The following is a 26753-nucleotide window of genomic DNA, read 5'->3' on the forward strand; positions in this document are numbered from 1 at the left end:
AAAGGGTTACTTGTAAGGATGGCTCCTCCATGAAGGCTTCTTCCACGGCATGAGATTCCAGCCCAGACGTGTCCACCGATTGATCAAACTGGAAATGCGGTTCTTCAGCAATTCAATGGTGGCTGTTTGTTTCTGGATCTGCTGCCGGAGTGTTTCAATCTCCTGCTGATATTTCTGAATTCTCTTGTCTGCCTTGGTGAGGGCCCTGCTCATGTCCGCCATGTTCTGGTGAGCGTCGTGTCTGCTGTTTTCGGCATACTCCAGCAGATCATACAGCTCATGCATCTGCCCCTCCAGCACGCTGGCAGAAGGCTTGCGAGAGAGTGGCAAGGCCTCTGCAAGATAGGCTCTGCCAATGGATGGTCTATCTACGCAGGGGCACATCCACAGTGGGGTAATCGGATGCACGATCTGCTTCTCGGAGGCGAAATACATCGCGGCTTGGGACACATTGGACGCTCCACAAGCAAAATGTCCGCAACGTGAGAGCAAGAGCGCGTCCAGCAACACCTCAAGACCCAGCAGATAGCGATGGTGGTGGCGTTCCCCATCAAAGAGCCATGCGTAGCTCCACTCTCGGGGAATCTCCACAAGGTCAACGGAGGTACGGTGCGCTGGGAGTGTCAGAAGACGATCTCTAAACTGGCCTTGAAACAAAGCCACCGTTTCCTGCTCGTCACATGCCAGGAAAATTCGAGAATAGGAAAACTCTTGATCTAGCAGTATGGCTTGTTCCAGGTAGGTTTCGGGGATGTTTGGAGCCGGGTGATATGGGGGGCGATGTTTCCGCATGTCCGTGCCGCGAACATGAACGCCCAGCATGTCTCTGCCAGCATCCACCGGGATAACAGCATCCAGTCTCTCAACGATGTGAGACTTGAGCCGGATGTACTTCCTCACAAGCTCACGCGCTCTGGCAAGGATGTCTGCCGGGGGGATGACATGATGGAAATTGCTCGTGAAAGGTCCGGAGACATCTCCTCCATTGTCAAGGGGGTTCTGAGCAAGCGCCTCGGCAAGCGACAGGATGCCAGGCTGATGGAAGTAGTACTCCCAGGCGTTGGTGACACCATGCACCGGCTCCTCTTCACTGTAGCGGGTAGGATGGCGCTCCATGTCAACAACGGGCTCCAGCTTTTCCCGATCCGCATAATCCAGCCCCTGAAGCACACAGGAGAAATTTGACCAGAAACCCCACCCTGGAGGCGGGCGATAGATGATGTAAGGGCGCGTGGTTTCAGAGGCCATTGCTAAAAAGTGGATACTTGGGATTGAACCGGAATGGGATCAAGGGAGGAACAAGCCAACCCAGCCGGGACGAACTGTGGACAGTAGATGCCGCCTCAGAACCGAAGACGATGCAGAAGCTTAAAGACCCACAGTTTTCGGACCGCACGCGTGCTTTCCTTCTCTTCTTTAAGCTGTTTCTTGGTCAACCGAAGCTTCTCCTTGGTCGCAGAGAGCCGCTTTTGCAGAGAGGTCTCCCGCTTCCGGTACACCGCCACATCTGATCTGAGCCTGCCGATTTCATCGCGCAACTCAGAAATGGCGAGAGAAATCTGTCCTGCAAGAAAGAGCTGGGATCTTCCCTCCGGTGAGTCAGCAATGCGTCTTACTTCACAGTTGGTCATGTGCGCCTGCATATTAATGTGCAGTTGGCGCCCCGCTGTGTGGGTCTGATCCAGCGAGTTCTGTCTGATGTGATAGTACGCCAAAGGTTCCGGCAGGAGCAAGATGTCTGTCAAAAGAATGCTTCGCAGATTGAAGTCCCAATCCTCTCCCACCGGCAGATCTTCCCTGTAGCCACCAAGCTCTGACCAAAGTGATTTCTCGAAAAGAAAACCGTGGATGACGATCTGGTTTCTGGCGATCTGCCGGGTGATGAGAAGTGATTCCACCTCTTCCCCGCTCTTTGCCCGATAGCTTTCCACCACCTCCCCGCTTTCAGTGATGGCTTCGTGGACCATAAGGTACTGACAGGCCGCAGCACGAGGTACAGGGGAGACCTTGGTCTGTAGAACCGTGGCGAGCCTTTCCAAACAGGTGTGATGCCAGGTGTCATCGTCGTCCAAGGCGATGATCCAGTGCCCCGTGGCGGCTGCAATTCCCTGATTCAACATCCCCCCGAGGCTGCTTCCAGGTGCCGCTTGTATGATCTGAGCATGGAACCTGGAGGCAACCTTTGCATTTCGCAACAGGTCTGGCGCGTAGTCAAGAGCGTCTCCGTGAGCTACGATGACGAGCTCTACATTGGGGTAGCTCTGCTGGGCAATAGAGTCCAAAGCCCGCCGCATGAATTGCGGTCGGTTGTGGGTTCGCATGATGACGGAGATGCGGGGCAGTGTAGCCTCTGTAGTCGCCGAATCGCCAAGAGACACGTAGTGGCGGACTTGCCCATGCATGTGGAGCCAACCTCTGAGGGCACCTGGGTTTCGACTGATGAACAGTTGCCGCCCATGGATCTCCCTCGATAGGACATTCTGTCTCTGGTAGGTTCCGTCCATGGGGGCGGCATTGTCGTGGTCGGGATGAACATGACGAAACACTAGATCCCGTGCGTCAACTACGACTCCATCCTGAAAGGCCCGAAAGCTGAACTCGTCATCCGAGTAGAGACCGAAGTAAACGGGAGCCAGGAAGAAACCCTGCTTCTCATAACGAGCCCGGGTGCAGATGGCCATGCAGAGCAAGTCGTCCCAACGATGTCCATCTGAGATCTTGAGCACTTTAGGCATGTCTAGATCACCCAGTCTAGCGAGAATGCTCTCATCCCAACCCTCAACAGGCACCCAGTCGTCGGAGAGTTGAACCAGCACCTGACCCCGGGCGTTTGCGGCCGCCAAGTTCCACGCGGCGACACACCCTCCCTCCTTCACCTGAACGACATGATGTGAATAACCACTTAGCGCCTTGCAGGAGTCCTCATCATCCGCGTCAAAGGCAAACAAATGCTCCACCTGGTCAGGATTGCTCGCAGCAGCAAGCCATTTCTGTCGGCATTGAAGAGCAAGTTCAGGACGGCTTCGCGTGGCATGCAGAAGTGATATGACGGGATGTAGAGGAGGTTCCATGTGGAGTTGCAGGGAGATGGGAAAGCGAACAGAGATCCTAACAGATCCTGGTATACCATTTACAGAATTATTCGTAGTGCATTTATTTCCATTCTAAGTTTTCAATTTTATAGTCGCTTATAGTTGAAGAAGCCTAAAGGGGCATCCGTGCAACACTTGGCTGCGTTCGCGAGAGCGTGGTCCGTCCATCGCCCCTGCTGTGCTCGACGTCCCGACACGTCCTCCCGCATTCTGACGAACTCAGCCACGAGCTGCTCTCTCGCGCTGTCCCACAGTTTGCCGGGATGTCTCCCCCTCTCCATTTGGTCGCCCTGACGTTCCGGCAGGATGCCGTGAACAGCACGCAAGATAAGTGAACTCCCCGCTGCGCTGATGCAGGGTCGCAGCCTGTAGTCCGTCTGAGACGGCAACTCATTACCGTAAACTTAAGTTTGAGCAAAACCGCTACCACGTCCCCATTTCCTATAACCCTATCCAACATCCACGGGCTCAATTCTGTATGTACCCTGTACAACTTCGACCCCAACACCTTGCACACTGACTACCGACCTACCTCGCGACAATACCCGCCAGCACCTCGCCAAACGAAGCCTTCCACCGCGCGGGGCTGCATTCGGAAAGCAGCCACACCCTGCCCTCGGCCCCCATGTGGCAGCGCTCAGAGAGACTCATGGACTCCAAGATGAGCACATCGTCGGCCAAGCCCGCAGCATCGCCAGGCTCGTGTAAAAACCCGGTGAGACCAGCGACCACCGTTTCTGAAAGCCCCCCGGAGCGGGCAGCGAGCATGGGTTTGCCGTAATCATAAGCCTCATAGGTCACAAGGCCCAGCGGCTCCCACCAGACGGAGGGGGCGAGCATGGCCCGACAGCCGCTGATGGCCGCATGCTTGGCTTCGCCAGTGACCAGGCCAAGGTACTTGATGTCTCGATGCCTGGCTGCCTCCACCTTGACCCGTTCCGCAAGAGGGCCCTCGCCACCGATGTGCAAGGCAGGGGTAGCGGGGCCAAGCCGGGCCCGCAGATGTCGCCAGGCCTCCAGCAGCACCTCGACACCCTTCACATCCACCAGCCGGCCCAGGAAGAGGTAGTAACCCCGGTCATCCGGTGGCGGCGGATTCTTCATCGCGTCCCACGAATGCCGCAGGGCGAACAGCCGGTCTGCCCCCACCCCGGTACCGATGGCCAGCTTGTCCCGGAGAAATTCTGAGATGCAGACCCAGGCACGCACATTCTCCAGCCAGCCGGAGGCATGCAAACGGCGCAGCACACGGGCCATCACGGCAGACTTCAGGCGCGATCCTTGCCAAGCCCCGGTCTGGACCTCGCGGCGATAGTCACCGCCCAGCGCCTCCTCCAGGAACTGCCCGTTCGAGTAGAGCGTGCCCCCTACGGAGAAGGGGCGGAAGTTGTGCACATAATGAATCACTGGCACGCGGCGTCGCGCCGCGGCGTGGTACAGAGAAGGTGAGCCGACTGGGAAGACGTTGTGAAACAGGGCAACCTCCGGGCGGAAGGTTTGGATCATCTCCTCGAACTTCCTGCGGCTGCCGTGATTGTAGAAGGTCCTGATCAACTGCCCGGGAATGGCGAGGGCAGAAGCGCGGGCCCAGTCACGACTCTCAAAGAAACAACGAGCCACCACATGCTCCTCCCCCAGATGCTGGTAGATCCGGTCCACTGACTTCTCCTCGCCACCCATGTGGACGTATCTGTTGAACACCTGAAGAATTCTCACCATGTTTTCGCCTCTCGTAATCTTCCCTCGACCGTTCTGAGTTGCCTTGCTGCAGGGAGTCCGCCGCCGCTTATTCCTGAAACCTCTCCGTCTGCCGGGCCGCCCAGGACTCCAGCACAAACATGAGCCACACGGACTGGCTCAGTCGCCAGGCCCGCTTGTCCGAGACATCCGTGCGGTAGTACGCCTCCAGATGCTTCCGCACCACTTTGGGGTTCATCAGCCCTCGTTCGCGACACTTGTGACTGTGCAGCGTGTCGCTGATGCGCTCCTTCCACGCCTCATCCCGCATCCACTTCATGAGTGGCAGGGTGAAGGTCTTCTTGCGCGTGTCTTGGGCGATCCACTCCGGCAGGATGTCACGAAACGCCGCCCTGAGGTTCCGCTTCCCACCGCGCAAGTTGAGCTTGCTGGAGGGGAGGATGCGCCCAGCCAGGGTGAATACCTCCGGGTCCACCAGCGGCACCCGTAGCTCCAGGGAGTGGGCCATGCTGGTCACATCATTGTCCCGCAACAGGGTATTGGGCAGATAGGTCTCCGTCTCCAACAGGAGCAACTGGTGCAGCCAGGAATCCGGTGCCCGCTGATCCAGATCCGCCACCAGCACATCGCGAATCTCATTGCCCAGGGCCAGATGCTCCACCACGCGGGTGCGACTGCCCAGCAGGCGGGCGGTTTCTTTGGAAGAAAAGATGCCGCGCGCATGAGCATGCATTTCAGGCAGGCTGCGTCCGGCGGCGCCACTGGCATAGTAGAGGGCCTTCCATGCCTTGTGCCCCTGCGCTCCTGCCGGGAGCAATCCATTCAAGGCTCCCGCCAACGGGGCGGAGAGCAGTCGCAGCGGCGTGCGCCCCACAGGCAGCAGCCGGGCCAGATGCAACAAACGGTGATAGTTGTACCCGCCAAACCACTCGTCCGCGCCCAGGCCGCTCAGGGTCACCTTCACATGTTTGGCCGCCACCTGGGAGACCAGCCAGGTGTTCAGCGCATCCCCTGTGGGTTGGTCCAGGCTGGAGAGATAGTCATCCAGCTTGGCAAACAATGAGGCTGAGGTCAGACGCTCGCGGAAAAACCGGCAGCCGTAGAACTCCGCCGTCTTCTCTGCGGCATCGCTCTCATCCGGCACACCCGCATTTTCCTCGTACCCGATGGAGAAGGCCTGGATGTCGGTAAGCCCGTGCTGCCTCATCAGCGCGACCATGAGGGTCGAGTCCAGCCCACCACTCAGGAACACGCCCACCGGCACATCGCTCACCAGATGCGCCTTTACGCTCTGGCTCACCACCTCCCGCGTGAGATCCAGCGCCGCCTTGCCACCCACGCGCTCAGACTTGCCCGGCCATTCGGGCACAAAATAGCGCTCCACCTGCAGATCGCCCGCACTCCAGCGCAGGAGGTGCCCGGGGGGCAGGCACTTCACGCCGTCATAGATGGTGTGAGGGGCCTGCACCGCTCCCCAGCGGAAGTACTCCGCCAGTCCCGCCCGAGAGATCGCGGTGTCTGGCCCCATCATCTTGCGCAGCGCCTTGATCTCAGAGCCGACCATCAATGAACCATCCGGAAAGAGCCGGTAGTAGAGCGGCTTGATGCCAAAGGGATCCCGTGCTGCGAGCAGGGTGCCAGACTCTTCATTCCACCAGGCGAAGGCAAACATGCCCCGCAACCGGCGCAACACCTGCTCCGGCTCTGAGGCACGCTCAAGCATCCGCCCCAGCACCTCCGTGTCCCCGGTGGAGTGGAAGGTCGCGCCCGCCAGGGTTTCACGGAGTTCGCGGAAATTATAGATCTCGCCATTGAAAGTCAGCGTACAGCGATCCCCGGCAAACCGCATGGGCTGCCTCCCCGCCGGGCTGAGGTCCTGGATCGCGAGCCGCCGGAATCCCATGTACCACCCCGGACCACCCGCTTCTGAGCCGTCATCCGGCCCTCGGTGGGTGATGAGATTCAACGCCTGGGACAGCCGCTGCCGTCGCCCGTCGTCCAAACCTCCTCCGTTCTGGAACCAGCCGATGAATCCGCACATGATGTTTCTCCGTCAAGACAGCAGAAATGAAGCCGTAATTGATCCTGACTGCCAGCCCTATTTGTCCCGGTGTCCGATTCCCCTGCTCACGAGAGTCTTGACGCCCCGGACCCGTCTGGGATAATTCGACAGCCTATTAATTCTTCCATGCGCTTCTCCGTCTTTTTTGCCACCGCTGCATTGGCCTGCGCTCCGTTTGCCCTCTCCCTTGGGCAGGCTCCTGCGGCAGGAGATCTCCGCCAATGGACAGATGTCCAAGGCCGGGTCATGCAGGCCAGGCTGGCCGGTGTGGAGGGCGACCAAGTCGTGTTTATGCTCGCCTCCGGCCAGTCTGTGAAATTTGCCCTGAGCCGCCTCTCCAATGCGGACCAGGCCTTTATCAAGCAGAACGGCACCCCGGCACCTGGCGGCCCGGCACCTGGGGCAGGCGTAACGCCCCCCACCGGCACTCGCACTCCTATCGAGAAACGTGCCTGGCCCGACGTCGTGGAAGTTTCCACCCGCGCCATCGAGATCACAGTGGTGGACGAGGTCCCGGCCGAGAAGCGCTGCATCTACCGCTCCGAGGCCTTTGAGTTCACCTCCGAGGACAAGCTCGCCTGCAGCGTGATGAAGGAGATTGCCCGCACCTTCGAGGCCACACGTGCCCTCGTGGAGGCCCTTCCCTGGGGCATCGAGCCCCGTCCCCCGGCAGATCTGGGTCGCTACCAGGCCAAGTTCTTCGCCACCCGGGCGAGCTACGTGGCCAGCGGAGCCCCGGAAAACTCCGGTGGGGTGTACTTCGGCAGTGACCGCACCTTCCGCGTCCCCTTCCAGAGCCTGGGCCTGGATCTGCGGGGAAAGACCTGGTTCAAGGACGACAACTACCGCAACGACACGATCGTCCACGAGATCACGCACCAGCTCATGCATGACTATCTGGGCTTCCTGCCCACGTGGATCATTGAAGGCACCGCCGAGTACACGGAGTCCATCCCCTACAACGCTGGCCGCTTCCAGGCTGGGCGTCACGAATCTGGCCTGAAGGAGTACATCAAGGAACGCGCCGAGCGGGAGAACATGACCCTGGCCGACTTCCGTGGTTGGGAGGAGCACATGCGCATGACCCGCGACAAGTGGGATGAGATCGCTGAGAACCCTTCGGGCCAGCACCGCGCCATGCGCCAGCTCTACTTTCAGTCCTATGTGTTGGTGTACTACTTCTGCCACCTGGATGGCGATGGCAAAGGCACCCGCTTCATGAAATACCTGGACGCCATGGCAGAAGAACGCGCCAAAGGGGCCGAGTACGACAAGAAACTTGCGGAATATCGCAAGGCCATGGAGGAATTCTTCAAGCTCCCCGGCGTGAAACAACTGGGCGGCGGACGCTTCAGCTACCCCCGCGAGCTCACTCCTCCTCCGCGCCCCGAGCGCCCTGAGCGGGTGAACTCCCGCCAGTTCGGCCTGGACAAGCTGGACATCCTCTTCGACGGCCGCAGCTCTGAAGTGCTGCTGAATGACGTTAAGAACGGGTTCAAGAAGATCGGGATCAAGATCTAGCAAAGACCCAGACTGCCAGACGCCAGACATCAGACGTGAGCTCTCGCCAAGCAGCCCACAAACATCGAAGCGGTCAGTAAAAAGGAGGGAGGGACATTCTTGTCCCGGCCCCTACCCACGGCATCCAACGCCAGGCTAATGCCCAGCACTACTTTCAGCTGCCGCCTACGGCGTAGTCCGGCTGTGCCAACCGGCCTTGGGAGCGGAGGGATACCGCGCGTCGTCCCCTTGAACCCGATGACCGTCTGCCACCTCAGGCGTTGCGCGTGCGCAGCTCCTTGATCACCCTCCCCACACCCCACCTTCAAACATCTTGGGCTGTAGGGCGGCCGCTTCGGTTGCCACCTCAGCGGCCACTCGTGGCAAGCGGGGCGCTCGCCCTACAGTTGACGTCAGGGGCGGCAACACACCAAAAAGCACGCAACATCTCTCCCTGCGCTCACCCAACCGACTGAGGACAGCCGGACCGCTCCCGCTTGGACCTCCCACCTCATGTCTTCTGTCTTTCGTCTTCCAGTCTTCTATCTCACTTCATAAACTCCTTCACACCCCGAAGAAACATCTCCACGGCGATCGCGGTCAGCAGCAGCCCCATGAGGCGCTCCATGGCGGCCAGTCCGCGCTCGCCGACGAGACGAATGATCCGCTCCCCCAGAAGCAGCACGATACAGGTCACGCCCATGGCGATGGAGATCGCCCCGACCGCGCCCAAGGTGGAAATGCCCTCCCGGGTGGTGAACAAGATCACCGTGGCCAGCGCAGACGGCCCGGCCAGCATGGGTATGGCCATCGGCACGATGAACGGCTCACCCTGGGGCAACCCGCCAAACACTTTCTCCGTGGACTCGAACACCATGCGCAGCGCAATCATGAACAAGATGATGCTGCCGGCGATCCCCAGCGAGCTTTGCGAAAGCCCCACAAGTTTCAGGAAACCACCTCCAAACGCCAGGAAAAGGAAGAGTACGACCAGCGCGATCCCGCACTCTCGCAGAATGACCCGCTTCCTCCGCGCCGGCTCCACCTGACGCAACAGCGAGCTGAAGACCGGCACGTTCCCCAGTGGATCCAGCACGATAAGCAGGAGCACGAGGGCACTGATCCAGTCGGTAGGGCGCATGCCCCATCATCCGACCCCACCCGGTGCCGTCAAGAGCAAGCGATTCGCAACCGACGCAGCCCCCACCCAAGTGACGCGGAGACCTGACCACTGATCCACCGGTTTACAGAATCACTGAATTACCGTTTTACCGATCTCAAGGGCTGAGCCGCGTCCACTTCCAGCCCGCCCCCTCCGCCAACCGGTCATACTGCACCCGGTCGTGCAACCGGCTGGGGCGGCCCTGCCAGAACTCCACCTCGTGAGGATCCAGAACGTACCCACCCCAAAAGGGAGGCAGCGGCACCTGCCCCTCGGGATATTGCGCCTTAAGCGTCCGCTCGCGCTCCTCCAGCCACTCGCGATTTGGGATGGGGCTGCTCTGCTCAGACACCCAGGCTCCGATCTGGCTGCCATAGGGGCGGCTCTTGAAATAGACTTCCGATTCCTCCCGCCCCAGCAACTTGACGGCACCCCTCACGCAGACCTGGCGCTCCCGCTCCTTCCAGAAGAAGACGAGGGAAGCCTTGGGGGTGCCGGTGAGCTCCTGCCCCTTGCGGCTCCGGTAGTTTGTGAAGAAGGAAAACCCCCGCTCATCCAGCCCCTTGAGCAGGACGGTACGGGCGGAGGGCTGGCCGTCCGCAGACACCGTCGCCAGCGTCATGGCATTCGCCTCTGTCACCCCGGCCGCCAGGGCGTCGTCCAGCCACAACCGAAACAGGGTGAACGGGTCCCCAGGCAGCGTGGCCTCGTCCAATGCACCTTTTTCGTAGCTAAGTCGGAGGTCGGCGAGATTCGGTTTGCCAGCGGGAGTCATTTGCAGGAAGTAGGGAGTTCAGTGGTTTTTCTGATACAACATGAGCGAAGCGGTTGCAGGTGTTCTTTCCAGCTTAGACAAGATCGTCTTCGATGCCGAGACGATCCAACGTCGTGTTGCTGAGATCGCCGCAGAAATTGTGCACGATTATCAAGGTCAGGAGCTGGATGTGGTCGCCCTCATGGACGGGGCCCTGTTCTTCGTGGTGGACCTGTTGCGCTCCGTGCCGCTCCCTGTGCGGGTACATACCGTTTCCGTCCGCAGTTACCATGGCGGCACCTCATCCACCGGGACGGTGCAACTCCTCCAGCGCATGCCCGCCGGGCTGGAGGGGAGGACCGTGCTGCTCATCGATGACATCCTGGATACCGGGCTGACCCTGGCCACCGTGCAGGATCAACTGATCGCCGCCTGCCGACCCGCCACCCTGCGCACTGCCGTCCTGCTCAGAAAGCAACGCCCCCGCGAACGCGAGCCCCTGGTGGATTATGTGGGCTTTGACATCCCGGACGAATTTGTCGTGGGCTACGGCATGGATTACCAGGGCCACTACCGCAATCTGCCCTGCATCGGCGTACTCAGTGAGAGCGCCATTTGACCACCTATTCCGTCCCCCGCCCCCCACATCGCATGAAGGTCCGAGTTTTGTATTTCTCAGTTCTGAAGGACCTCACAGGGATCGAGGAGGGCGAAGTCACCCTCACTGAAGGAGCGACAGTGGCGGATCTGCTGACGCACCTTTTTCAGAACTGGCCCACGCTCCAGGCCTGGGACACAAGCCTCCTCGTGGCCGTGGACCAGACCTACGCCAAACGCGACACACCCCTGCATGAGGACGCGGAGGTGGCAATCATGCCCCCGGTCCAAGGAGGCTAGTGGCCCCCAGCCGTCGAATCCCCATTCCGCCCCGCCATGGAAGCCCCCGTCCCCACTTCCCCTGCTCTCAGCTCCTGCCCGTTTCTCCCGCAGATTGATCGACGCTACTCTGCCGATGAGATTCACGCTTTGGGTCGGGATCGCAGCGCGACCTTCTACCACACGGCGCTGCACTATGCCCAGAGCCTCTGGCTGGAGGGATTCCCCGCCAAGTCTCTGCTCCTAGTGAACCGGGCGCTCTCCTGCCATCTGCCGGAAGTGTCCCTACAGTCGGAGGGATTCCGCCCCTACCACGCCGTAGCCTGGATCCTCCAGCATCGTCCAGAGGGCCAGTTCATCGGCAATCCCCGCCGTCACTATCAGCACCTCGCGACCCGCATGGTGGAGCCGCACAAGACGCTGCGCACCTGGCGCGCCTGGGCCTGCTGGTATCTCGCCAAGCATCTGCTGCCCGAGTCTGAGCACCCGTCAGACGAAAAGCAGATCCGGGAAGAAGGCATCGTTGAGCCCCGCCGCTTAGACATCGTCCGGCATCTCACGGAACTCAGCCCTAATGACGACGTGGCCGCCTGGCAAGCTGCGCTGAAGTGGGCGGGTGAACATTGGTCACCCGCCCCCCACCTGCATTTCGTTCCGGCGCAGCAGGAGGATCTGCCTATGGTGGAGGCCCTGGCACGGGAAATCTGGCCCCAAGTTTACCGTGAACTCATCAGCGCCGATCAAATCCAATACATGCTGGGACTGATGTACAACGTGCCCCATCTGGAGGAGGAAGTCCGCACCCGCGGTGTGAGGTATCAACTCATTCGCGAGGAAGACGGGAGCATGGTCGGGTTTCTGGGCTGGGAGTTGGAGGCAGGATCTGGCGCGAATCATTCCACCGCCCTGCTGCACAAGCTCTACGTGAAGCCCAACCAGCACAGCCGCGGCGTCGGGGCTTCAGCGCTGGCGCATGTCATTGCGGAGGCGACTATAGCCGGGGCGAGCACGCTCCAGCTCCGCGTGAACCGCCAGAACCGCAAGGCCATCCGCGCCTATTTACGCGCCGGCTTCGAGTTCGAGGAAGACCGCTGCACAGACATCGGCGGCGGGTTTGTGATGGACGACCACGTGATGGTAAAGCGGTTGTGAGGTGGTGAGGATTGCCCTGCTGGCAGGTCACACGCCAAACGTCCCTTGATCCCTTCTCCGCTCCGCGCACCCCACAGACCGCGGGGCCGGAGACCCCGCCTCCTTTACTCCGCGACCATATCACCTTGAAGCTTGTTCGTAGGTACAGGAGGCGGGGGTTCCCAGCCCCGCTCACTGGCCAAGCGTCCCATGACACCGGTGAACCACAACGCATCCTAGCCGATGCAAAGTAGCCCAGCACTTTAGTGCGCCAGTCGCGCACCTCACGTCATCCCATTCCGAGCTAAAGCTCTATACAACTTTTAGCTGCCCTCAGCGAGCCCAACTTCGCTCGCCGGAGATGAGCCAAATTCGGCAAACATTCACCACCACTTACCTCTAACCATTTACCACTCACCGAGCCGCCGGCTCACTTCATCGTTAGCTTGCCCATCAAGTAGCGCAGCTTTTCGTGCGTCATGGTCACGACCTCATCAGAGGGAGCACCCTCTGCCGCAGCCCAGTGGCGTTGCAGCATTTGCAGGATGCTGCCGACCTGGGCGATGGTTTCATCAGTCCGGGCCGCTTCGGTGAGGCGCTCATAACGAGCAATCATTTCATCAAGCAGGGTCTTGGAGCCAATGCAAAGAGACTTGTTCTCCAGCGCAGTGTTCCCGACCACGAGCTCGGAGCTGATCTCCAACAGGCGCAGCCACATGCCCAGATCCACCAGGATGGCCAGATCATCATCCCGCTGTTCTTTGAGCAGGTTCGAGATGACACCCTGCTTTTGCACCAGTCTTTCGCGCAGCATGGGCCAGTCCTCGGCCTCGGCCATCTTGCCTTCGGCCAGGATGTCGGGGGTGATCTTTTCCGCCAGGCCCAGCACGCGGGCGTAGTTCAGCACTTCCTGGTTGTTGTTCTTGAACTGCTGGGCATGGCCTGCCTGCAAGGTCAGATAGGCATCCGCCACCAGCCCCCCCAGAGTGAAGGCCACCTTGCGCCGGTCAGAAGAGGGCGTGGGCGGAGGCTGGCGGTAGAGCGTGCGCCACCGCGCCTTCGTCTGCTTGCCCACGCATTCCAGGAAATCCGCCGGCAGCATCTCCGGGTGAGGCTGCGGAACAACATCCGCAGCCCTGAGACCGGAGGATCCCAGCAGAACTGCGGCTACACAGACCGACAGTGCTGCCAGGCGCCATTGCATCGCAGACTGAGACCTGTACTGGCGGAGAATGTTCATTCCACCGTCACGCTTTTGGCAAGGTTCCGGGGCTTGTCCACATCGCATCCCCGGGCCACGGCCACATAGTAAGCCAGGAGCTGCAAAGGAATGACCGTAAGCAGCGGGCTCAGGATCGAGGGACTGCGCGGGATGTAGATCACATCATCCGCCACCTTCTCAATGTTCGGGTGTCCTTCAGTGGCCACGGCCACCACCGGCCCCTTGCGCGCCTTCACTTCCTCGATGTTGCTGATGTTCTTCTCGAACACCGCGTCATGCGGTGCAAGGAAAATACTCGGCAGCTCCGGCTTCACGAGCGCGATGATGCCGTGCTTCAGCTCGGCGCTGGGGTGACCGCTGGCGTAGATGTAGCTGATCTCCTTCATCTTCAGCGCCCCCTCCATCGCCACGGGGTAGTTGATCTGGCGGCCCATGAAGAGCATGCCGTCTGCGTCCGCGTACTTGTTGGCGATGGTCTTGATGTGATCCGCCTGCTCAAGGATCGAGGCAATCTTGTCCGGGATCGCCTCCAGCTCATCGATGAGCTCCAGTCCATCCGTGCTGCTCAGGTGGTGAATGCGACCAAAGAGGAAGCTCAACAGCGTGAGCACCGCCACCTGGGAGGTGAAGCTCTTCGTGGCTGCCACCCCGATCTCCGGTCCGGCGTGGATGTAGATGCCGCCGTCCGTCTCACGGGCGATCGTGCTGGCCACGTTGTTCACGATGCCGAGCACCTTCATGCCCTTGCGCTTGGCTTCACGCAGGGCAGCGAGGGTGTCGATGGTTTCACCGCTCTGGCTGATCACGAACTGGAGGGTGTTCTTGTCCGTGGGCACGTTCCGGTAGCGGAACTCGCTGGCGATCTCCACCTCCGTGGGGATGCGGGCCACGGTCTCCAGCAGGTACTCACCCACCATGCCGGCGTGGTAGGCCGTGCCGCACCCGCTGAGGATGATGCGGTCGATCTGACGCAACTCCATGGGCGACATCTGCAGGCCGCCCAGCACTACCGTGGCCTCGTCCCGTGAGAGACGACCGCGCAGGGCATTGCGCAGAGATTGTGGCTGCTCATAGATTTCCTTGAGCATGTAGTGCGGGAAGTCGCCCATCTCCGCATCGTCTTCCGTGAAGTCCACCCGGCTCACGCTGACTTTTGCGGAGCCGCCGGCCAGGGCCTGCACGTCGAAGGTGTCTTTCGTGATGGTGACGACGTCGTAGTCGTTGAGATAGATCACGTCCTTCGTGTGCGCGATGATGGCGGACACGTCACTGGCCAGGAAGTGCTCCTCCTGCCCGAGACCGACCACCAGGGGGCTGCCCAGACGGGCTCCCACGATGACGTCTGGAGCATCCGTATGGATAGCGGCGATGCCGTAGGTGCCCTTCACCCGTGGCAGAGCCGCCTGCACGGCTCCCACGAGCCGGGCGACGGGGTCAGCCTGTGGGCTGGCGTCGTAATACACGCCAATGAGGTGGGCAAGGACCTCCGTGTCCGTTTCCGAGCCAAAAGTGTGACCGTCCGCCAGCAGGGTATCCCGCAGGGTCTGGTAGTTCTCGATCACGCCGTTGTGGACGACGGCCAAGTTGCCCGACTGGTCCCTGTGAGGGTGGGCATTTTCATCTGTGGGTGCCCCGTGCGTGGCCCAGCGGGTATGGCTGATTCCTGCCATGCTTTGCGGAGCCGTCTCCGCCACCAGCTGGCGCAGGTTGTCAATGCGTCCCGCCCGGCGCAGCACCTGGAGACTGGCACCATTTTGCAGGGCCATCCCAGCAGAATCATAACCACGATATTCCAGACGCCGCAACCCATCGAGGAGGATGGGACTGGCCTGACGCTTGCCGATATAGCCTACAATGCCGCACATGTGTGAATGGAGAGGGGAAAAATGGTGATAGAAAAGCTGCCCCGATGCTAACCCCCGATGGAGACAGGGTCAAGGCGGTGTCACACCCGCAGAAAAACCTGCACATGGCCAACCTCTGAGTGCCGCAAAAGCGGAGAATGGTTGCAATCCGGGGCCTTTGGCGGTTGATGAACGGACCATGCGCGCGCCGCCCAAGAAGTTTGTCCCCCACCCGTTCCCCTACCATCACGAGCTCACACTCGAGATTGAGACCCTGACCAATCTGGGCCACGGCCTGGCCCGCGTGGACGGCTGGGTGGTGATGGTGCCCTTTGCCCTGCCGCAGGAGAAGGTGGTGGCCCGCGTGCATCGCAACCACAAGAACTACAGTGAGGCGGACCTCATTCAGGTGCTGGAGCCCTCCCCGCATCGCGTCCAGCCCCCCTGCCCGGTCTTTGGACAGTGCGGTGGCTGCCAGTACCAGAACATGGACTACCCCACCCAGCTCGACTGGAAACGCCAGCAGGTGGCGGAGCTGCTCAAGCACATGGCGCGCATCGAGCACCCGGTGGAGCCCGTCATCCCCTCTCCCACCCAGTACGCCTACCGGTCCAAGATCACCCCTCACTTCGCCCCACCGCGGGATGGGACCATCACCGAGATCGGCTTCCTGGCCGACAGCAGCCGCTATCGCATCATCGATGTGCCGCGGTGCGAGATTGCCATGCCAGAGCTCAACGAGCGCCTCACCTCCCTGCGGGATGAGGTGCGGCAGAACGCCCATCGGTACAAGCGCGCCGCCACCCTGCTCATGCGGGCATCTGAGGGCAAGGTGCTCACGGAGTCCTCCCAGACCGCCGTGGAGGTGGTGGAGGGCGTCCGCTTTGAGTTCCAGGCGGGCGACTTCTTCCAGAACAACCCGTTTATCCTGCCCGCCTTCGTCCAGCATGTGGCCCGCGAGGCCCGCACGGATGGAGCACGTTATCTCATCGATGCCTACTGCGGCAGCGGCCTCTTCGCCCTGGCCTGCGCCCGCCACTTCGAGCAGGTGAACGGAGTGGAGATCTCTGAGAGCGCCGTGGCCAAGGCCACTCACAACGCCCGGATCAACAACATCACCAACGCAAAGTTTATCGCCGGCAGTGCCGAGCGCATCTTCGCGGGCGTACTTCTGCCCGCAGCAGAATCCTCCATCATTGTGGACCCACCCCGCGCCGGCTGCGGCGAGGACTTCCTGCACCAGCTCTTTGCCTACGGACCGCACAACGTTGTGTACGTTTCCTGCAACCCTGCCACCCAGATGCGCGACCTCGTGAAGTTCGTCGAGGCTGGTTACATCCTGGAAAAGGTGCAGCCGTTTGACCTCTTCCCGCAGACCCGCCACCTGGAGTGCGTGATGACGTTGACGAAGAAGGTTGGGAGTTAGGGTGTGAGTGTTAAGAGTTAGATGCATTGCGCTCTCACGAGCGCAGCCACAGTACTGAGGTCCGCCTCAGACGAAGCTCGTGGCTGCATTTGTAAAAATGCGGTTCAGCGCCGGGCCGAAGCACGCCCTCAGACGATTCCCACACCGCCAGGACGAACCACCCACCGCGCTCTCACGAGCACAGCCACAATACTGAGGTCCGCCTCAGACAAAGCTCGTGGCTGCATTTGCAAAAATGCGGTTCAGCGCCGGGCCGAAGCACGCCCTCAGACGATTCCCACACCGCCAGGACGAAGCACCCACCGCGCCCTCACGAGCAGAGCCACAGTACTGAGGTCCGCCTCAGACGAAGCTCGTGGCTGCATTTGTAAAAATGCGGTTCAGCGCCGGGCCGAAGCACGCCCTCAGACGATTCCCACACCGCCAGGACGAAGCACCCACCGCGCCCTCACGAGCACAGCCACAGTACTGAGGTCCGCCTCAGACGAAGCTCGTGGCTGCATTTGTAAAAATGCGGTTCAGCGCCGGGCCAAAGCATGCCCTCAGACGATTCCCACACCGCCAGGACGAACCACCCACCGCGCTCTCACGAGCGCAGCCACAATACTGAGGGACGCCACAGGGGCACTCGTGGCTGCATTTGTAAAAATGCGGTTCAGCGCCGGGCCAAAGCATGCCCTCAGACGATTCCCACACCGCCAGGACGAAGCACCCACCACGCTGTCACGAGCTCAGCCACATTGACGCTCGCCTCGATTACAAAGCCGCAATCACTCGGCTCCGAACCCGGAGGGTTCACCCATCCGTAGCCATGGGTCGGCCGAGTTTGGCGAGGCCTACCCATGGTATCCCCACCCCTGATTCTACCGCGGAGCGGTAGGCCCATCGCATCGCCCCCCCTGATCCTCTCCTCCACCACATCACCCCCATCCAACTACTAACTCCCAACCCTTAACTCCTAACTCCTACCCCTCCTCCCCAACCACAGCCCCACCGCCAACAGCACCCCATCCCGCGCCAGGACCTCCCATATATGCGTGGTCCCGTTCTTCCCGCCAAAGCACCCGCACTCCACATCCAGCCCCCGCACCAATGCCGTGACCAGCGCAATGCCAAAGGCCACGAGCAACAAATTCAACAACAACAAGCCTCCCCTCCGAAACACCCCAGTCACCACCGCCAGCCCGGCAAAGATCTCCAGCCAGGGCAACCCCAGCGCCAGCCACGCCGCGAATGGATCCGGCAACATCCGGAAGGAGCGCACACTGATCAAAAACAGCGTTGGATCCTGAACCTTGAGCCAGCCTGCCCACACGAACAGCCCGCCAAAGCCCCACGCGAGCACACGGGTGAGCCAGATCTGCCAGGTGAGTTGCCGCCGCTCTTCCATAGGTCAGTGTTGAAACACAATACGCATGGCATGCGCATGACTTCTCACGCAAAAGCCGCGATGAACGCTGAGTCCAGCGCCAGCGTCTCGTTCACATTGGTGTGCAGATTGGAGTGCAGTTTGCGCAGCTCCTTCAGCCGCCTTGCCAGCGTGCTGCCATCCCAACGGGCAGCCAGAGCCTTGGTCGCCGCGGCGTAGTCTGGCAGGTCCAGACGCTCCACGCCCACCTGGTGACGCAGCACATCGCCCATCCAGGCCAGCAGCAGCTCCATCAACGCATCACGCTCCTGACGATAGCGGGACTCGATCGCCGCCTCGGTCTCCTCCTCGCGAGACTTGATCCAGGAGTTGTCCACATCAGTGGTCTGCTTGTAGTACTTTTTCTCCTCCTCAAACTGGGCCTCCAGCTGCTTGGTGAGAGCATCGTGGATGTCCTCCAGGATCTCCTCAAACTCCCGGCGCAGGGTCATGGCCCCCGCCAGGGAGTCAGACTTGCGATTGGCCAGATCTGAGAGCAGGTCCACGAGGCGCACTTCTGATTCAGAAAGCTTCCGCGTGTTTTCCTCCGGCATGAGCGAAATGCGGATCACGCGGGAAAGGATGGTCTCAAGGAACTGCTGGGGCTGCTCAGACAACAGCAGGAAGAGCGTCCGCGGCGGCGGCTCCTCCAGCGTGCGCAGGAACGCATTCTGCGCCTGCACGTTCATCCGCTCCGCATCCACGATCACCACCAGCCGGTGCTCCGCCCCGGAGGAGGTGACAAAGAGGTAGGGCTCCACCTGCTCGCGAACTGCGTCCACCTTGATCTGGCGGGACTTGCTCTCAGGCCGCACCACGCAGATGCCGTGCTTCTCCCACGTGTCCAGATCCTTGTAGGCACAGCCGGAGACGAGATTCAGCATCCGCACGGCAAAGGCCGGTAGATCCGCCTCCTTGGGGCCGCAGATGAGGTAGGCATGCCCCAGCCTCCCGCGCTCCCTGGCGCGGTTCACGAACTGCAGTGCGATGTCTGCCTTGAATGCCATGCTCCTTCCCTACGCATGACACCCCGGTTGTCGAAGCAAATCAAAAGGCGCTTTCCTTTTTCCCACCCCGGGGCATCTTCACCCTCCCCAAAAATCACTGCCTCCCCCCCCTACGATCATGTCCCTAGAAGCCTGCCAGTTGGCCTTTGCCGAGCGCGATTCCAAGCAGACCATCGAGCAGGGCCTCGTTCTGGCCCCCAAATTCGATGCCGACGGCCTCATCCCTGCCATCGCCCTCGACCACCAGACCAACGAGCCCCTCATGGTGGCCTACATGAACGAGGAAACGCTGCGCATGACCATCGCCCTGGGCGAGGCCGTGTACTACAGCCGCAGCCGCAAGGAGATCTGGCACAAGGGCAAGACCTCCGGCGAATTCCAGGTGGTCAAGGAAATCCGCGTGGACTGTGATCAGGACGCCGTGATTCTGAAAGTCGAGCAACTCGGCGGCGGCTGCTGCCACACCAAGGCCCCCACCTGCTTCTACCGCAAGGTGGACCTCGAAAACGTGACGGCGGGACCTGTGCCGCTGGTGCGGGCGTAACGGCAGCGATGCCGCGAGGTGAAGCAAAGTAGTGGTAGGCTTTAGCCTGCCTCACTCGCGCTACCCACGATTCCCAACGCAAGGCTAAAGCCCAGCACTACATTTCGGCTACCGCCTCCCGCGTAGTCCGGTTGTGCCAACCCGCTTTGGGAGCGGAGGAATACCACGCGTCATCCCCTTGAACCCGCTGACCGCCTGCCACCTCAGGCGTTGCGTGTGCCAGGCCCTTGGTCACTTTTCCCACACCCCACCTTCAAACTTCCTGGGTTGTAGTTGCCGGATCAGGAGCCGCTCGTGGCAAGCGGAGCGCTCGCCCTACAGCAGACGTCAGGAGCGGCCACACACCAAAAGGCTCGCAACAGCTGTCCCCTCCGCTCACCCACCGGCTGGGGACAGCCGGACTACTTTCAGCTGCCACCCGCGGCGTAGTCCGGTTGTCCCAACCGGCTGTGGGAGCGGAGGAATACGACAAGCGTCTTCCCCGTGAACCCCGATGACTGCCCGCCACCTCAGGCGTTTCGTGTGCGCAGGCCCTTGGTCACTTTTCCCACACCCCACCTTCAAACTTCCTGGGTTGTAGGGCGACCGCCCCGGTTGCCGGATCAGGAGCCGCTCGTGGCAAGCGGAGCGCTCGCCCTACAGCAGACGTCAGGAGCGGCCACACACAAAAGGCTCGCAAAAGCTCTCCCCTCCGCTCACCCACCGGCTGGGGACAGCCGGCTTTGGGAGCGGAGGAATACCACGCGGCATCCCCTTGAACCCGCTGACCACCTGCCACCTCAGCCATTACGCGCCCGACTGAAACAACGATGCCCCTCCCGCTACTGATTCAGGCCTTTCGTCTTCTGTCTTGTGTCTCCCCTCCCTGCTTCGCCGGGCCTCAGTTCGGCGTACTCCCCGTGATCGTCACGGGTGTACCGATCTTCACCGCCTCATACAGAATCTCAGCCATCTCCCGGGGAAGGCGGATGCAACCGTGCGAGGCTGGTCGGCCGGGTTGAGGGATATGCCCCGCGTGCATGCCCATGCCATAACCGGTGAGTCGCATCCAGTACGGCATCGGCGCTCCGGCAAACCGACCGCCGGGTGGTATCGGCTCCCGCCCAGATCTCGCATCGCCATCCACCACATTGCCCTCAGCATCCTCCAGCACACCCCAGGTGTTGGAGTATTTGTCCTGAATCTTCTCCGTGATACGGTAATTCCCCGCCGGACTGGCCCGGCTGCCCTTGCCGGAGGCGAGGTAGGTCCAGCCCACCTGCTCCGTGCCTTTGTAAATGTAGGCCTTCTGCTCATCCAGCACGATTTTGACCGAGACCGGCCCCTCAATGCTGTCTCCATTCCATTCATAGAGCACCGGCTTCGCCGGAGTCTGCCCCACGGGAGGCGGCGTTGGCTTGGAGGCACACGAAGCCAGCAGCAGCAGCGCCGCCCCGCTCAGCACCTGACCAGTCCAACGTCGTAAAGCTCCTCCAACACAGTAGTCCATGGACTAACCTGTAGCGTTTTTCGTTCCCACTGCCAACGCGAAAAAAACGGTGCCGCCGACCTGAGCAGGAGCCCCGATTTATCACCAGTTTGCGTGGTTCTGTCACTTCCACCCCAAGACAGGAGCCTGCTTCGACCGATTCCATTTGCGCAGGTTCGAACGAAACCCTAAATCGCGGCGTATTCTCGCGAGCTCACCATGAAAATTGTCCGTTACCTCGATCCACTCGACCTCATCCGCCACGGCGTCCTCAAAGACGACGGCTCCATCGTCCTCTTGGAGGGCGACGTCTTCGGTGAGCACCGCGCCTCCAACACGCCGGCCGAGGTGCAAAAGCTCCTGGCCCCCGTGGCCCCGGTTGCCATCGCCTGCATCGGGCTGAACTACCGTCACCACGCCGCCGAGAGCGGTGCGCCCATCCCCCAATGGCCGGTGCTGTTCCACAAGTCCGTCTCCGCCCTCCAGAACCCCGGCGACCCCATCGAGATCCCCACCAAGCTGGCCAGCCACCAGGTGGACTATGAGTGCGAACTCGCCATCATCATCGGCAAGCGCTGCAAGAACGTCAAAAAGGAAGACGCCCTCAGCTACGTGCTGGGCTACACCTGCGCCAATGACGTGAGCGCCCGCGACTGGCAGAAAGACTGGGGCGGCAGCCAGTGGTGCCGCGGCAAGACCTTCGACACCTTCTGCCCCCTCGGCCCCGCCCTCGTCACTGCCGATGAGATCCCGAATCCGAATGCGCTCCAGATCAAGACCATCGTGAACGGCGAAGTCCTCCAGGACTGGAACACGAACGACATGATCTTCGACGTGCCCACCTTGATCGAGTTCCTCAGCGGCTCCACCACGTTACTACCCGGAACCGTCATCCTCACCGGCACCCCGCACGGCGTCGGCATGGCCCGCACTCCGCCCCGCTGGCTTAAGGAAGGCGACGAGGTGACCATTGAGATCGAGAAGATCGGCAAGCTGACGAATCCGGTGAAGTTGGAAGCATGACCCGCTACGCGGGAGACACAAGACTTCAAGACTTGAGGCCAGGGGCGTGATGAGCGCCGCTGGCTTTTTTGTTCACGCCCGCTACGCGGGAGACGCCAGACTGCCAGACTTCAGACACCAGACCTGAGCTCTCGCCCCTGAAAACACCCACCAACCGGTAAAAGAGGCGGGGTCTCCGGCCCCGCGTGGAAGCGGAGCATAGGACACCCCTCACCTCAAGCCCCCCTGGGCTCTATCGCGAACATCTCGTCGCGATTGCCACCTCGGGGACCACTCGCGGCAAGCGGGGCGCTCGCCCTACAGCGGAGGTCTGCAGCGGCCACACAACGCAAGGCTCGTCCACCTCAGCCACGCCGCTACCCCGACCCGCGGGGGACAGCCGGACTGCCCGCGGCGGCATGGCAACAAATCAATTGTCAGTCGCGCTACCCAAGTCCTCCAATACCGAGCTAAAGCTCTGCACTACATTAAGCTGCCGCCTCCGGCGTAGTCCGGTTGTGCCAACCGGCTTCGTAAGCGGAGGGGCCGGCGCGTTACCCCCTTGAACCCGATGACCGCCTGCAATGTCAGGTGTTGCACGGCCGACCGGGACAGGAATGCTTCCTCCTTTACTGAAGCAACATCTCCCCTGCTTGACCGTCTCAGGTTCGATCCCATCACAAGGTCCACCAAAGCGGCGTCGAGCCTGCTGAAACAACAACCGCCCCCCTGAAAACACCCACCAACCGGTAAAGGAGGCGGGGTCTCCGGCCCCGCGTGGAAGCGGAGCATAGGACAGCCCCTCACCTCAAGCCCCCCTGGGCTCTATCGCGAACATCTCGTCGCGATTGCCACCTCGGGGACCACTCGCGGCAAGCGGGGCGCTCGCCCTACAGCGGAGGTCTGCAGCGGCCACACACCGCAAGGCTCGCCCTCTTCACCCAGGCCGCCCCCCAACTCTCCCACAAAAAAACGGGAGACGATCTCCGTCTCCCGTCTCAGCATCAGACTCAAGTCTTGCGTCTTTCGTCTCGAAGTCTTCTGTCTAGCCGCTTCGCGGCTACTGGCACATCTCGCAATCCTCACCCGCCTGCGCCTTCCGGCGTGCCTCGGCGAGGAACTGCTTGTACTCATCGGCATCCACCTTGGCCTTGTCGGCAACAGCGGCGGCGGTCTGGGCGACCACGCCGCGGATGTCCGTCTGCACCTGGGTGGTGGAGCCCTCGATGGAGCTCGCGCCCTTCGTGCGGAGGTAGTAGGTGGTCTTCAGCCCCTTGCGCCAGGCAGCGCGGTACATGTGGCTCAGCGTCCGCATGTCCGTGTCCGGGCACCAGAGGTTCACCGACTGGCTTTGATCGATCCACTTCTGGCGGCGGGCGGCCGCATCCAGCACATAGGCCCAGTCCACGCTAAACGCCGTGGCGTACTTGCGCTTCAGATCCGCAGGGATCTCGTCCATGGCAGCCAACTCACCGTCGAAGTACTTCAGGCGCTCTGCCACCTCGTTGGTCCAGAGGTCACGCTTTTTGAGGTCCTTCACCAGGTACGGGTTCAGCACCACATAGTTGCCACCCAGGTTGCTCTTCGTGAAGTTGTTCGTGAAGAGCGGCTCGATGCACGGGCTGCTGCCCATGATGTTCGAGATGGTGGCCGTGGGGGCGATCGCCAGCACGTTGCTGTTGCGCATGCCCTGCTTCGCGATCTTCTCCCGCACCGGGCTCCAGTCCATCTTGCCTCCTCGAACCACATCCACCGGCTCGCCGCGCTCTTTCTCCAGCAGATCCACCGTGTCCTGCGGAAGCAGGCCGCGGGACCACTTGCTGCCCGGGTAGGTGGAGTACTTGCCCAGCTCCGCCGCCAGGTCACTGCTGGCTTCATAGGCGTAGTAGGCCACGGCTTCCATGACCTCATCGTTGAAGTCCACAGCCTCCTTGGAGGCAAAGGGCAGCCCCTTGCGATAGAGCGAGTACTGCAGGCCCATCACGCCCAGACCGATCGGGCGGTGGCGGGTGTTTGCCGTCTTCGCCGCATCTGTCGGGTAGAAGTTGATGTCGATCACGTTGTCCAGCGCCCGCACGGCCATGCGCACCGTTTCGCGCAGCTTGGTGTGGTCGATGTTGCCTGCCTCATCCAGGTGGTTTTCCAGGATCACAGAGCCCAGGTTGCAGACGGCCGTCTCATCCTTGCTCGTGTTCAGCGTGATCTCGGTGCAGAGGTTGCTGCTGTGGATGACGCCGGCATGGTCCTGCGGGCTGCGGACGTTGCACGGATCCTTGAAGGTGATCCAGGGGTGTCCAGTCTCGAAGATCGCCTTGAGCATGGACTTCCAGAGATCGATCGCCGGAATCTGCTTGCCCAGCACCTTGCCCTCGGCCGCCATCGCCTCGTACTCCAGGTAGCGCTTCTCAAACGCCTGGCCATAGAGCTCGTGAAGATCCGGCGTCTCGTTGGCGCGGAAGAGCGTCCAGTGGGAGCGGGCTTCCATGCGTTTCATGAAGAGGTCCGGCACCCAGTTGGCCGTGTTCATGTCATGCGTGCGGCGGCGCTCGTCGCCCACGTTCTTGCGCAGGTCGAGGAAATCGACAATGTCGTTGTGCCACGTTTCCAGGTAGGCGCAGCCGGAGCCGCGGCGCTTCCCGCCCTGGTTCACCGCCACGAGCTGGTCATTGTGCAGTTTCAGGAAGGGAATCACGCCCTGGCTCTCGCCGTTGGTGCCCTTGATGTAGCTGCCCGTGCCACGCACCGCCGTCCAGGAGCCACCCAGACCCCCGGCCCACTTGCTGAGGAAGGCGTTCTCCGCGATGCCGCGGATCATGATGGACTCAATGTTGTCGTCCACCTTGTACAGGTAGCAGGAGGAGAGCTGGGAGTGCAGCGTGCCGCTGTTGAAGAGCGTCGGCGTGCTGGAGCAGAAGCGGCGGCTCTTGTACATGCGGTACAGGGCGATCACCTTCTCCGTGGGATCCTCCTCGCGGACGAAGAGGCCCATGGCCACGCGCATCCAGAAGAGCTGCGGCGTCTCCAGGCGCTTCGCAGGCTTCGTCTTCTTGTCGATGATCAGATACCGGTCATACAGGGTGTGGATGCCCAGGTAGTCGAAATCCATGTCCGCAGCGGGGTCCAGCGCATCGGCCAGCTTGTCCAGATCAAAGTCCAGCAGCTTGGCGTTGATGCGATCAATCTCCACCCCGCGCTGCAGATTGCGGCGGAACGCCCGGCGGTGGAAGGTCTGCAGGGAGCCGATGCCATCGCGCACGATGTCCCAGCCCAGCACTTCCTCATAGATGTAGCTCAGGAGGATGCGCGCGGCGAACCGGGCAAAGTCGGCATCCCGGGCCATGAGGGCCTTTGCGTTCAGGATGATGGTCTGCTTCAGGTGATCCAGCGAGATGTCCGTGGCCAGGGAGCGACGCAGGGAGGATTCGATCTCCGCACGGCTGATGCAGAGGTCCAGCCCCATCATGGCAAAGTCGATACGCCTCTGCAGATCCAGGCCATCCCAGAGGATGGTTTCCTTGTCTGAGATGCGCACCATGATCATCTCCTGCTGGCCGTCATCCACCGGCAGTTCCGGTGCGGAGATGTCGGCAGCCGACTTGGCATCCCGTTCCCGGGAGTCCGCGCGCAGCGCACGGTAGAGCATGTAGGCCTTGGCCGCCTTGAAGTGGCCCTGCCGCATGAGTTGCTCTTCCACCAGGTCCTGCACCTGCTCGATGTGGATGAACTGCTTGGCCTCCTCGATCATCTGGTGCGTGAGCGCCTCCGCCACCGCCTTCGCATGCGTCGTGCCCATCTCGACGGACACAAACGCCTTGCTCACCGCCAGCTCGATCTTGTTGGGGTTCCACGAGACCACCTGCCCGTTGCGGCGGATGATCTTCGTGGGCACCAGCAGGCCCACCGGGGCGTTGGCTTCGGTATCAGACATGCTTTCAAGACGCTGACGGCGGGCAATGACACTGCGTGCCACATCATGCGCGTTCTGCTTCACCAGCACGTGCTCGATGGCATGGTAGATCTCCTGCGCCGTGAGCGACAGCAGCTCATCCCCCACTTTCTCTGCATTACGCTTGGCACGCTCGTGCAGTTCCTGCGCCACCTGCAGGCTGAAGACCTTCACCCGCTTCTGGTTGGCCGGAGTGAATATGTCAGTCTCATCCTGATTGCGGGAGAGGAGCAGATCCGTCAGCGCGCCGCCGATCGTCTCGGCAATCTCCGCCAGGTCAAAGTCACGGTGCTCCCCCCTCACCCGCACTTTCAGCGTTGCCGCGCCGTTCGCGTTCTCCCCTAGGGCCACGTTTCGCCAGTCGAAACTGGGCTTTTCACTCTTCGACTTGGTGGCAAGTCGTTTCAACTCTAGGTCTTCCTGGAAATGGTGGGTCGAAATCATGTTGAGCCTTAGGTTGAGGATGGGTCGCTGAAGGGGGGCTTTTTTGGGAGTCTGATGCGGTGTAGGGGCCGGAAAAGGGGCGCGAAGTCTAGCGGGGGTCGGGAGCGGTGCAAGCCGGACTCGATCTTTCATTCACGCCTCTCATAGTAGTACGGGGGGCGGCACCC

19 protein-coding genes are annotated in these 26753 nt (G+C 61.3%); 7 read left to right on the plus strand and 12 right to left on the minus strand.

The features are described from left to right. Nucleotides 1-6: 6 nt before the first annotated feature. From VSP_RS19115 to asnB, 4 genes are all read right to left on the minus strand, one after another. Nucleotides 7-1248 (minus strand): hypothetical protein, encoded by a 1242-nt coding sequence (locus tag VSP_RS19115; RefSeq protein ID WP_009962710.1) that lies wholly within the window; start codon nt 1246-1248, stop codon nt 7-9. Nucleotides 1249-1343: 95 nt separating this feature from the next. Continuing rightward, on the minus strand, nt 1344-3071 hold the full coding sequence (locus VSP_RS19120; protein WP_009962711.1) for a glycosyltransferase: 1728 nt from the start codon (nt 3069-3071) through the stop codon (nt 1344-1346). Nucleotides 3072-3620: 549 nt separating this feature from the next. Then, nucleotides 3621-4811 carry a glycosyltransferase family 4 protein gene (locus tag VSP_RS19135; RefSeq protein ID WP_081452608.1) on the minus strand — a complete coding sequence of 397 codons (1191 nt, stop codon included), beginning with the start codon at nt 4809-4811 and terminating at the stop codon, nt 3621-3623. 67 nt (nt 4812-4878) lie between these two features. Next, nucleotides 4879-6831: an asparagine synthase (glutamine-hydrolyzing) gene (gene asnB, locus VSP_RS19140; protein ID WP_009962715.1), complete on the minus strand. Its 1953-nt coding sequence runs from the start codon at nt 6829-6831 to the stop codon at nt 4879-4881. A 147-nt stretch (nt 6832-6978) separates the two neighbouring features. Between asnB and VSP_RS19145 the strand changes: the two genes are divergently transcribed. After that, complete coding sequence (locus VSP_RS19145; RefSeq protein WP_009962716.1) at nt 6979-8373, plus strand: hypothetical protein; 1395 nt, start codon at nt 6979-6981, stop codon at nt 8371-8373. A gap of 526 nt (nt 8374-8899) precedes the next feature. Here VSP_RS19145 and VSP_RS19150 read toward each other — a convergent pair. Then, nucleotides 8900-9493, minus strand: coding sequence for a MarC family protein (locus tag VSP_RS19150; protein WP_009962717.1), 594 nt, complete (start codon nt 9491-9493; stop codon nt 8900-8902). 136 nt (nt 9494-9629) lie between these two features. Then, nucleotides 9630-10289 carry a pyridoxamine 5'-phosphate oxidase gene (gene pdxH, locus VSP_RS19155; protein ID WP_009962718.1) on the minus strand — a complete coding sequence of 220 codons (660 nt, stop codon included), beginning with the start codon at nt 10287-10289 and terminating at the stop codon, nt 9630-9632. A 40-nt stretch (nt 10290-10329) separates the two neighbouring features. Between pdxH and hpt the strand changes: the two genes are divergently transcribed. Genes hpt through VSP_RS41125 form a run of 3 tightly spaced genes read left to right on the plus strand, consistent with a single transcriptional unit; the run spans nt 10330 to nt 12296 of the window. Then, a complete protein-coding gene (gene hpt, locus VSP_RS19160; protein ID WP_009962719.1) occupies nt 10330-10887 on the plus strand; it encodes a hypoxanthine phosphoribosyltransferase in 558 nt (185 codons plus the stop codon). A 32-nt stretch (nt 10888-10919) separates the two neighbouring features. Beyond that, nucleotides 10920-11165 (plus strand): MoaD/ThiS family protein, encoded by a 246-nt coding sequence (locus tag VSP_RS19165; RefSeq protein ID WP_009962720.1) that lies wholly within the window; start codon nt 10920-10922, stop codon nt 11163-11165. Between the two features lie 36 nt (nt 11166-11201). After that, a complete protein-coding gene (locus VSP_RS41125; RefSeq protein ID WP_009962721.1) occupies nt 11202-12296 on the plus strand; it encodes a GNAT family N-acetyltransferase in 1095 nt (364 codons plus the stop codon). Between the two features lie 409 nt (nt 12297-12705). On the opposite strand, the gene VSP_RS19180 is transcribed toward VSP_RS41125, so the two are convergent. Beyond that, nucleotides 12706-13515, minus strand: a complete 810-nt coding sequence (locus tag VSP_RS19180; protein WP_009962722.1) for a hypothetical protein — start codon at nt 13513-13515, stop codon at nt 12706-12708. Next, entirely contained in the window at nt 13512-15362 is a 1851-nt protein-coding gene (gene glmS / locus VSP_RS19185) for a glutamine--fructose-6-phosphate transaminase (isomerizing) (protein ID WP_009962724.1), read from the minus strand. The genes VSP_RS19180 and glmS overlap by 4 nt, the downstream gene beginning before the upstream one ends. A 178-nt stretch (nt 15363-15540) precedes the next feature. On the opposite strand from glmS, the gene VSP_RS19190 reads away from it, so the two are divergent. Further along, the gene (locus tag VSP_RS19190; protein WP_009962725.1) at nt 15541-16767 is read left to right on the plus strand and encodes a class I SAM-dependent RNA methyltransferase; all 1227 of its coding nucleotides are present in this window, start codon (nt 15541-15543) and stop codon (nt 16765-16767) included. Nucleotides 16768-17725: 958 nt separating this feature from the next. On the opposite strand, the gene VSP_RS19195 is transcribed toward VSP_RS19190, so the two are convergent. Together VSP_RS19195 and VSP_RS19200 are read right to left on the minus strand one after the other, a co-directional pair. After that, nucleotides 17726-18157: a MauE/DoxX family redox-associated membrane protein gene (locus VSP_RS19195; RefSeq protein WP_009962726.1), complete on the minus strand. Its 432-nt coding sequence runs from the start codon at nt 18155-18157 to the stop codon at nt 17726-17728. A gap of 44 nt (nt 18158-18201) precedes the next feature. Next, nucleotides 18202-19182 carry a DNA polymerase III subunit delta' gene (locus VSP_RS19200; RefSeq protein ID WP_009962727.1) on the minus strand — a complete coding sequence of 327 codons (981 nt, stop codon included), beginning with the start codon at nt 19180-19182 and terminating at the stop codon, nt 18202-18204. Between the two features lie 118 nt (nt 19183-19300). On the opposite strand from VSP_RS19200, the gene hisI reads away from it, so the two are divergent. After that, nucleotides 19301-19726, plus strand: coding sequence for a phosphoribosyl-AMP cyclohydrolase (hisI, locus tag VSP_RS19205; protein ID WP_009962728.1), 426 nt, complete (start codon nt 19301-19303; stop codon nt 19724-19726). Between the two features lie 880 nt (nt 19727-20606). On the opposite strand, the gene VSP_RS19210 is transcribed toward hisI, so the two are convergent. Further along, nucleotides 20607-21215, minus strand: coding sequence for a L,D-transpeptidase (locus VSP_RS19210; RefSeq protein WP_029190581.1), 609 nt, complete (start codon nt 21213-21215; stop codon nt 20607-20609). A gap of 198 nt (nt 21216-21413) precedes the next feature. Here VSP_RS19210 and VSP_RS19215 point away from each other — a divergent pair, with 198 nt between their 5' ends. Then, nucleotides 21414-22217: a fumarylacetoacetate hydrolase family protein gene (locus VSP_RS19215; RefSeq protein WP_009962730.1), complete on the plus strand. Its 804-nt coding sequence runs from the start codon at nt 21414-21416 to the stop codon at nt 22215-22217. Between the two features lie 1039 nt (nt 22218-23256). On the opposite strand, the gene VSP_RS19220 is transcribed toward VSP_RS19215, so the two are convergent. Then, nucleotides 23257-26586 (minus strand): ribonucleoside-diphosphate reductase subunit alpha, encoded by a 3330-nt coding sequence (locus VSP_RS19220; RefSeq protein ID WP_009962732.1) that lies wholly within the window; start codon nt 26584-26586, stop codon nt 23257-23259. Nucleotides 26587-26753: the final 167 nt, after the last annotated feature.

The organism is Verrucomicrobium spinosum DSM 4136 = JCM 18804, from assembly GCF_000172155.1.
Classification (GTDB): domain Bacteria; phylum Verrucomicrobiota; class Verrucomicrobiia; order Verrucomicrobiales; family Verrucomicrobiaceae; genus Verrucomicrobium; species Verrucomicrobium spinosum.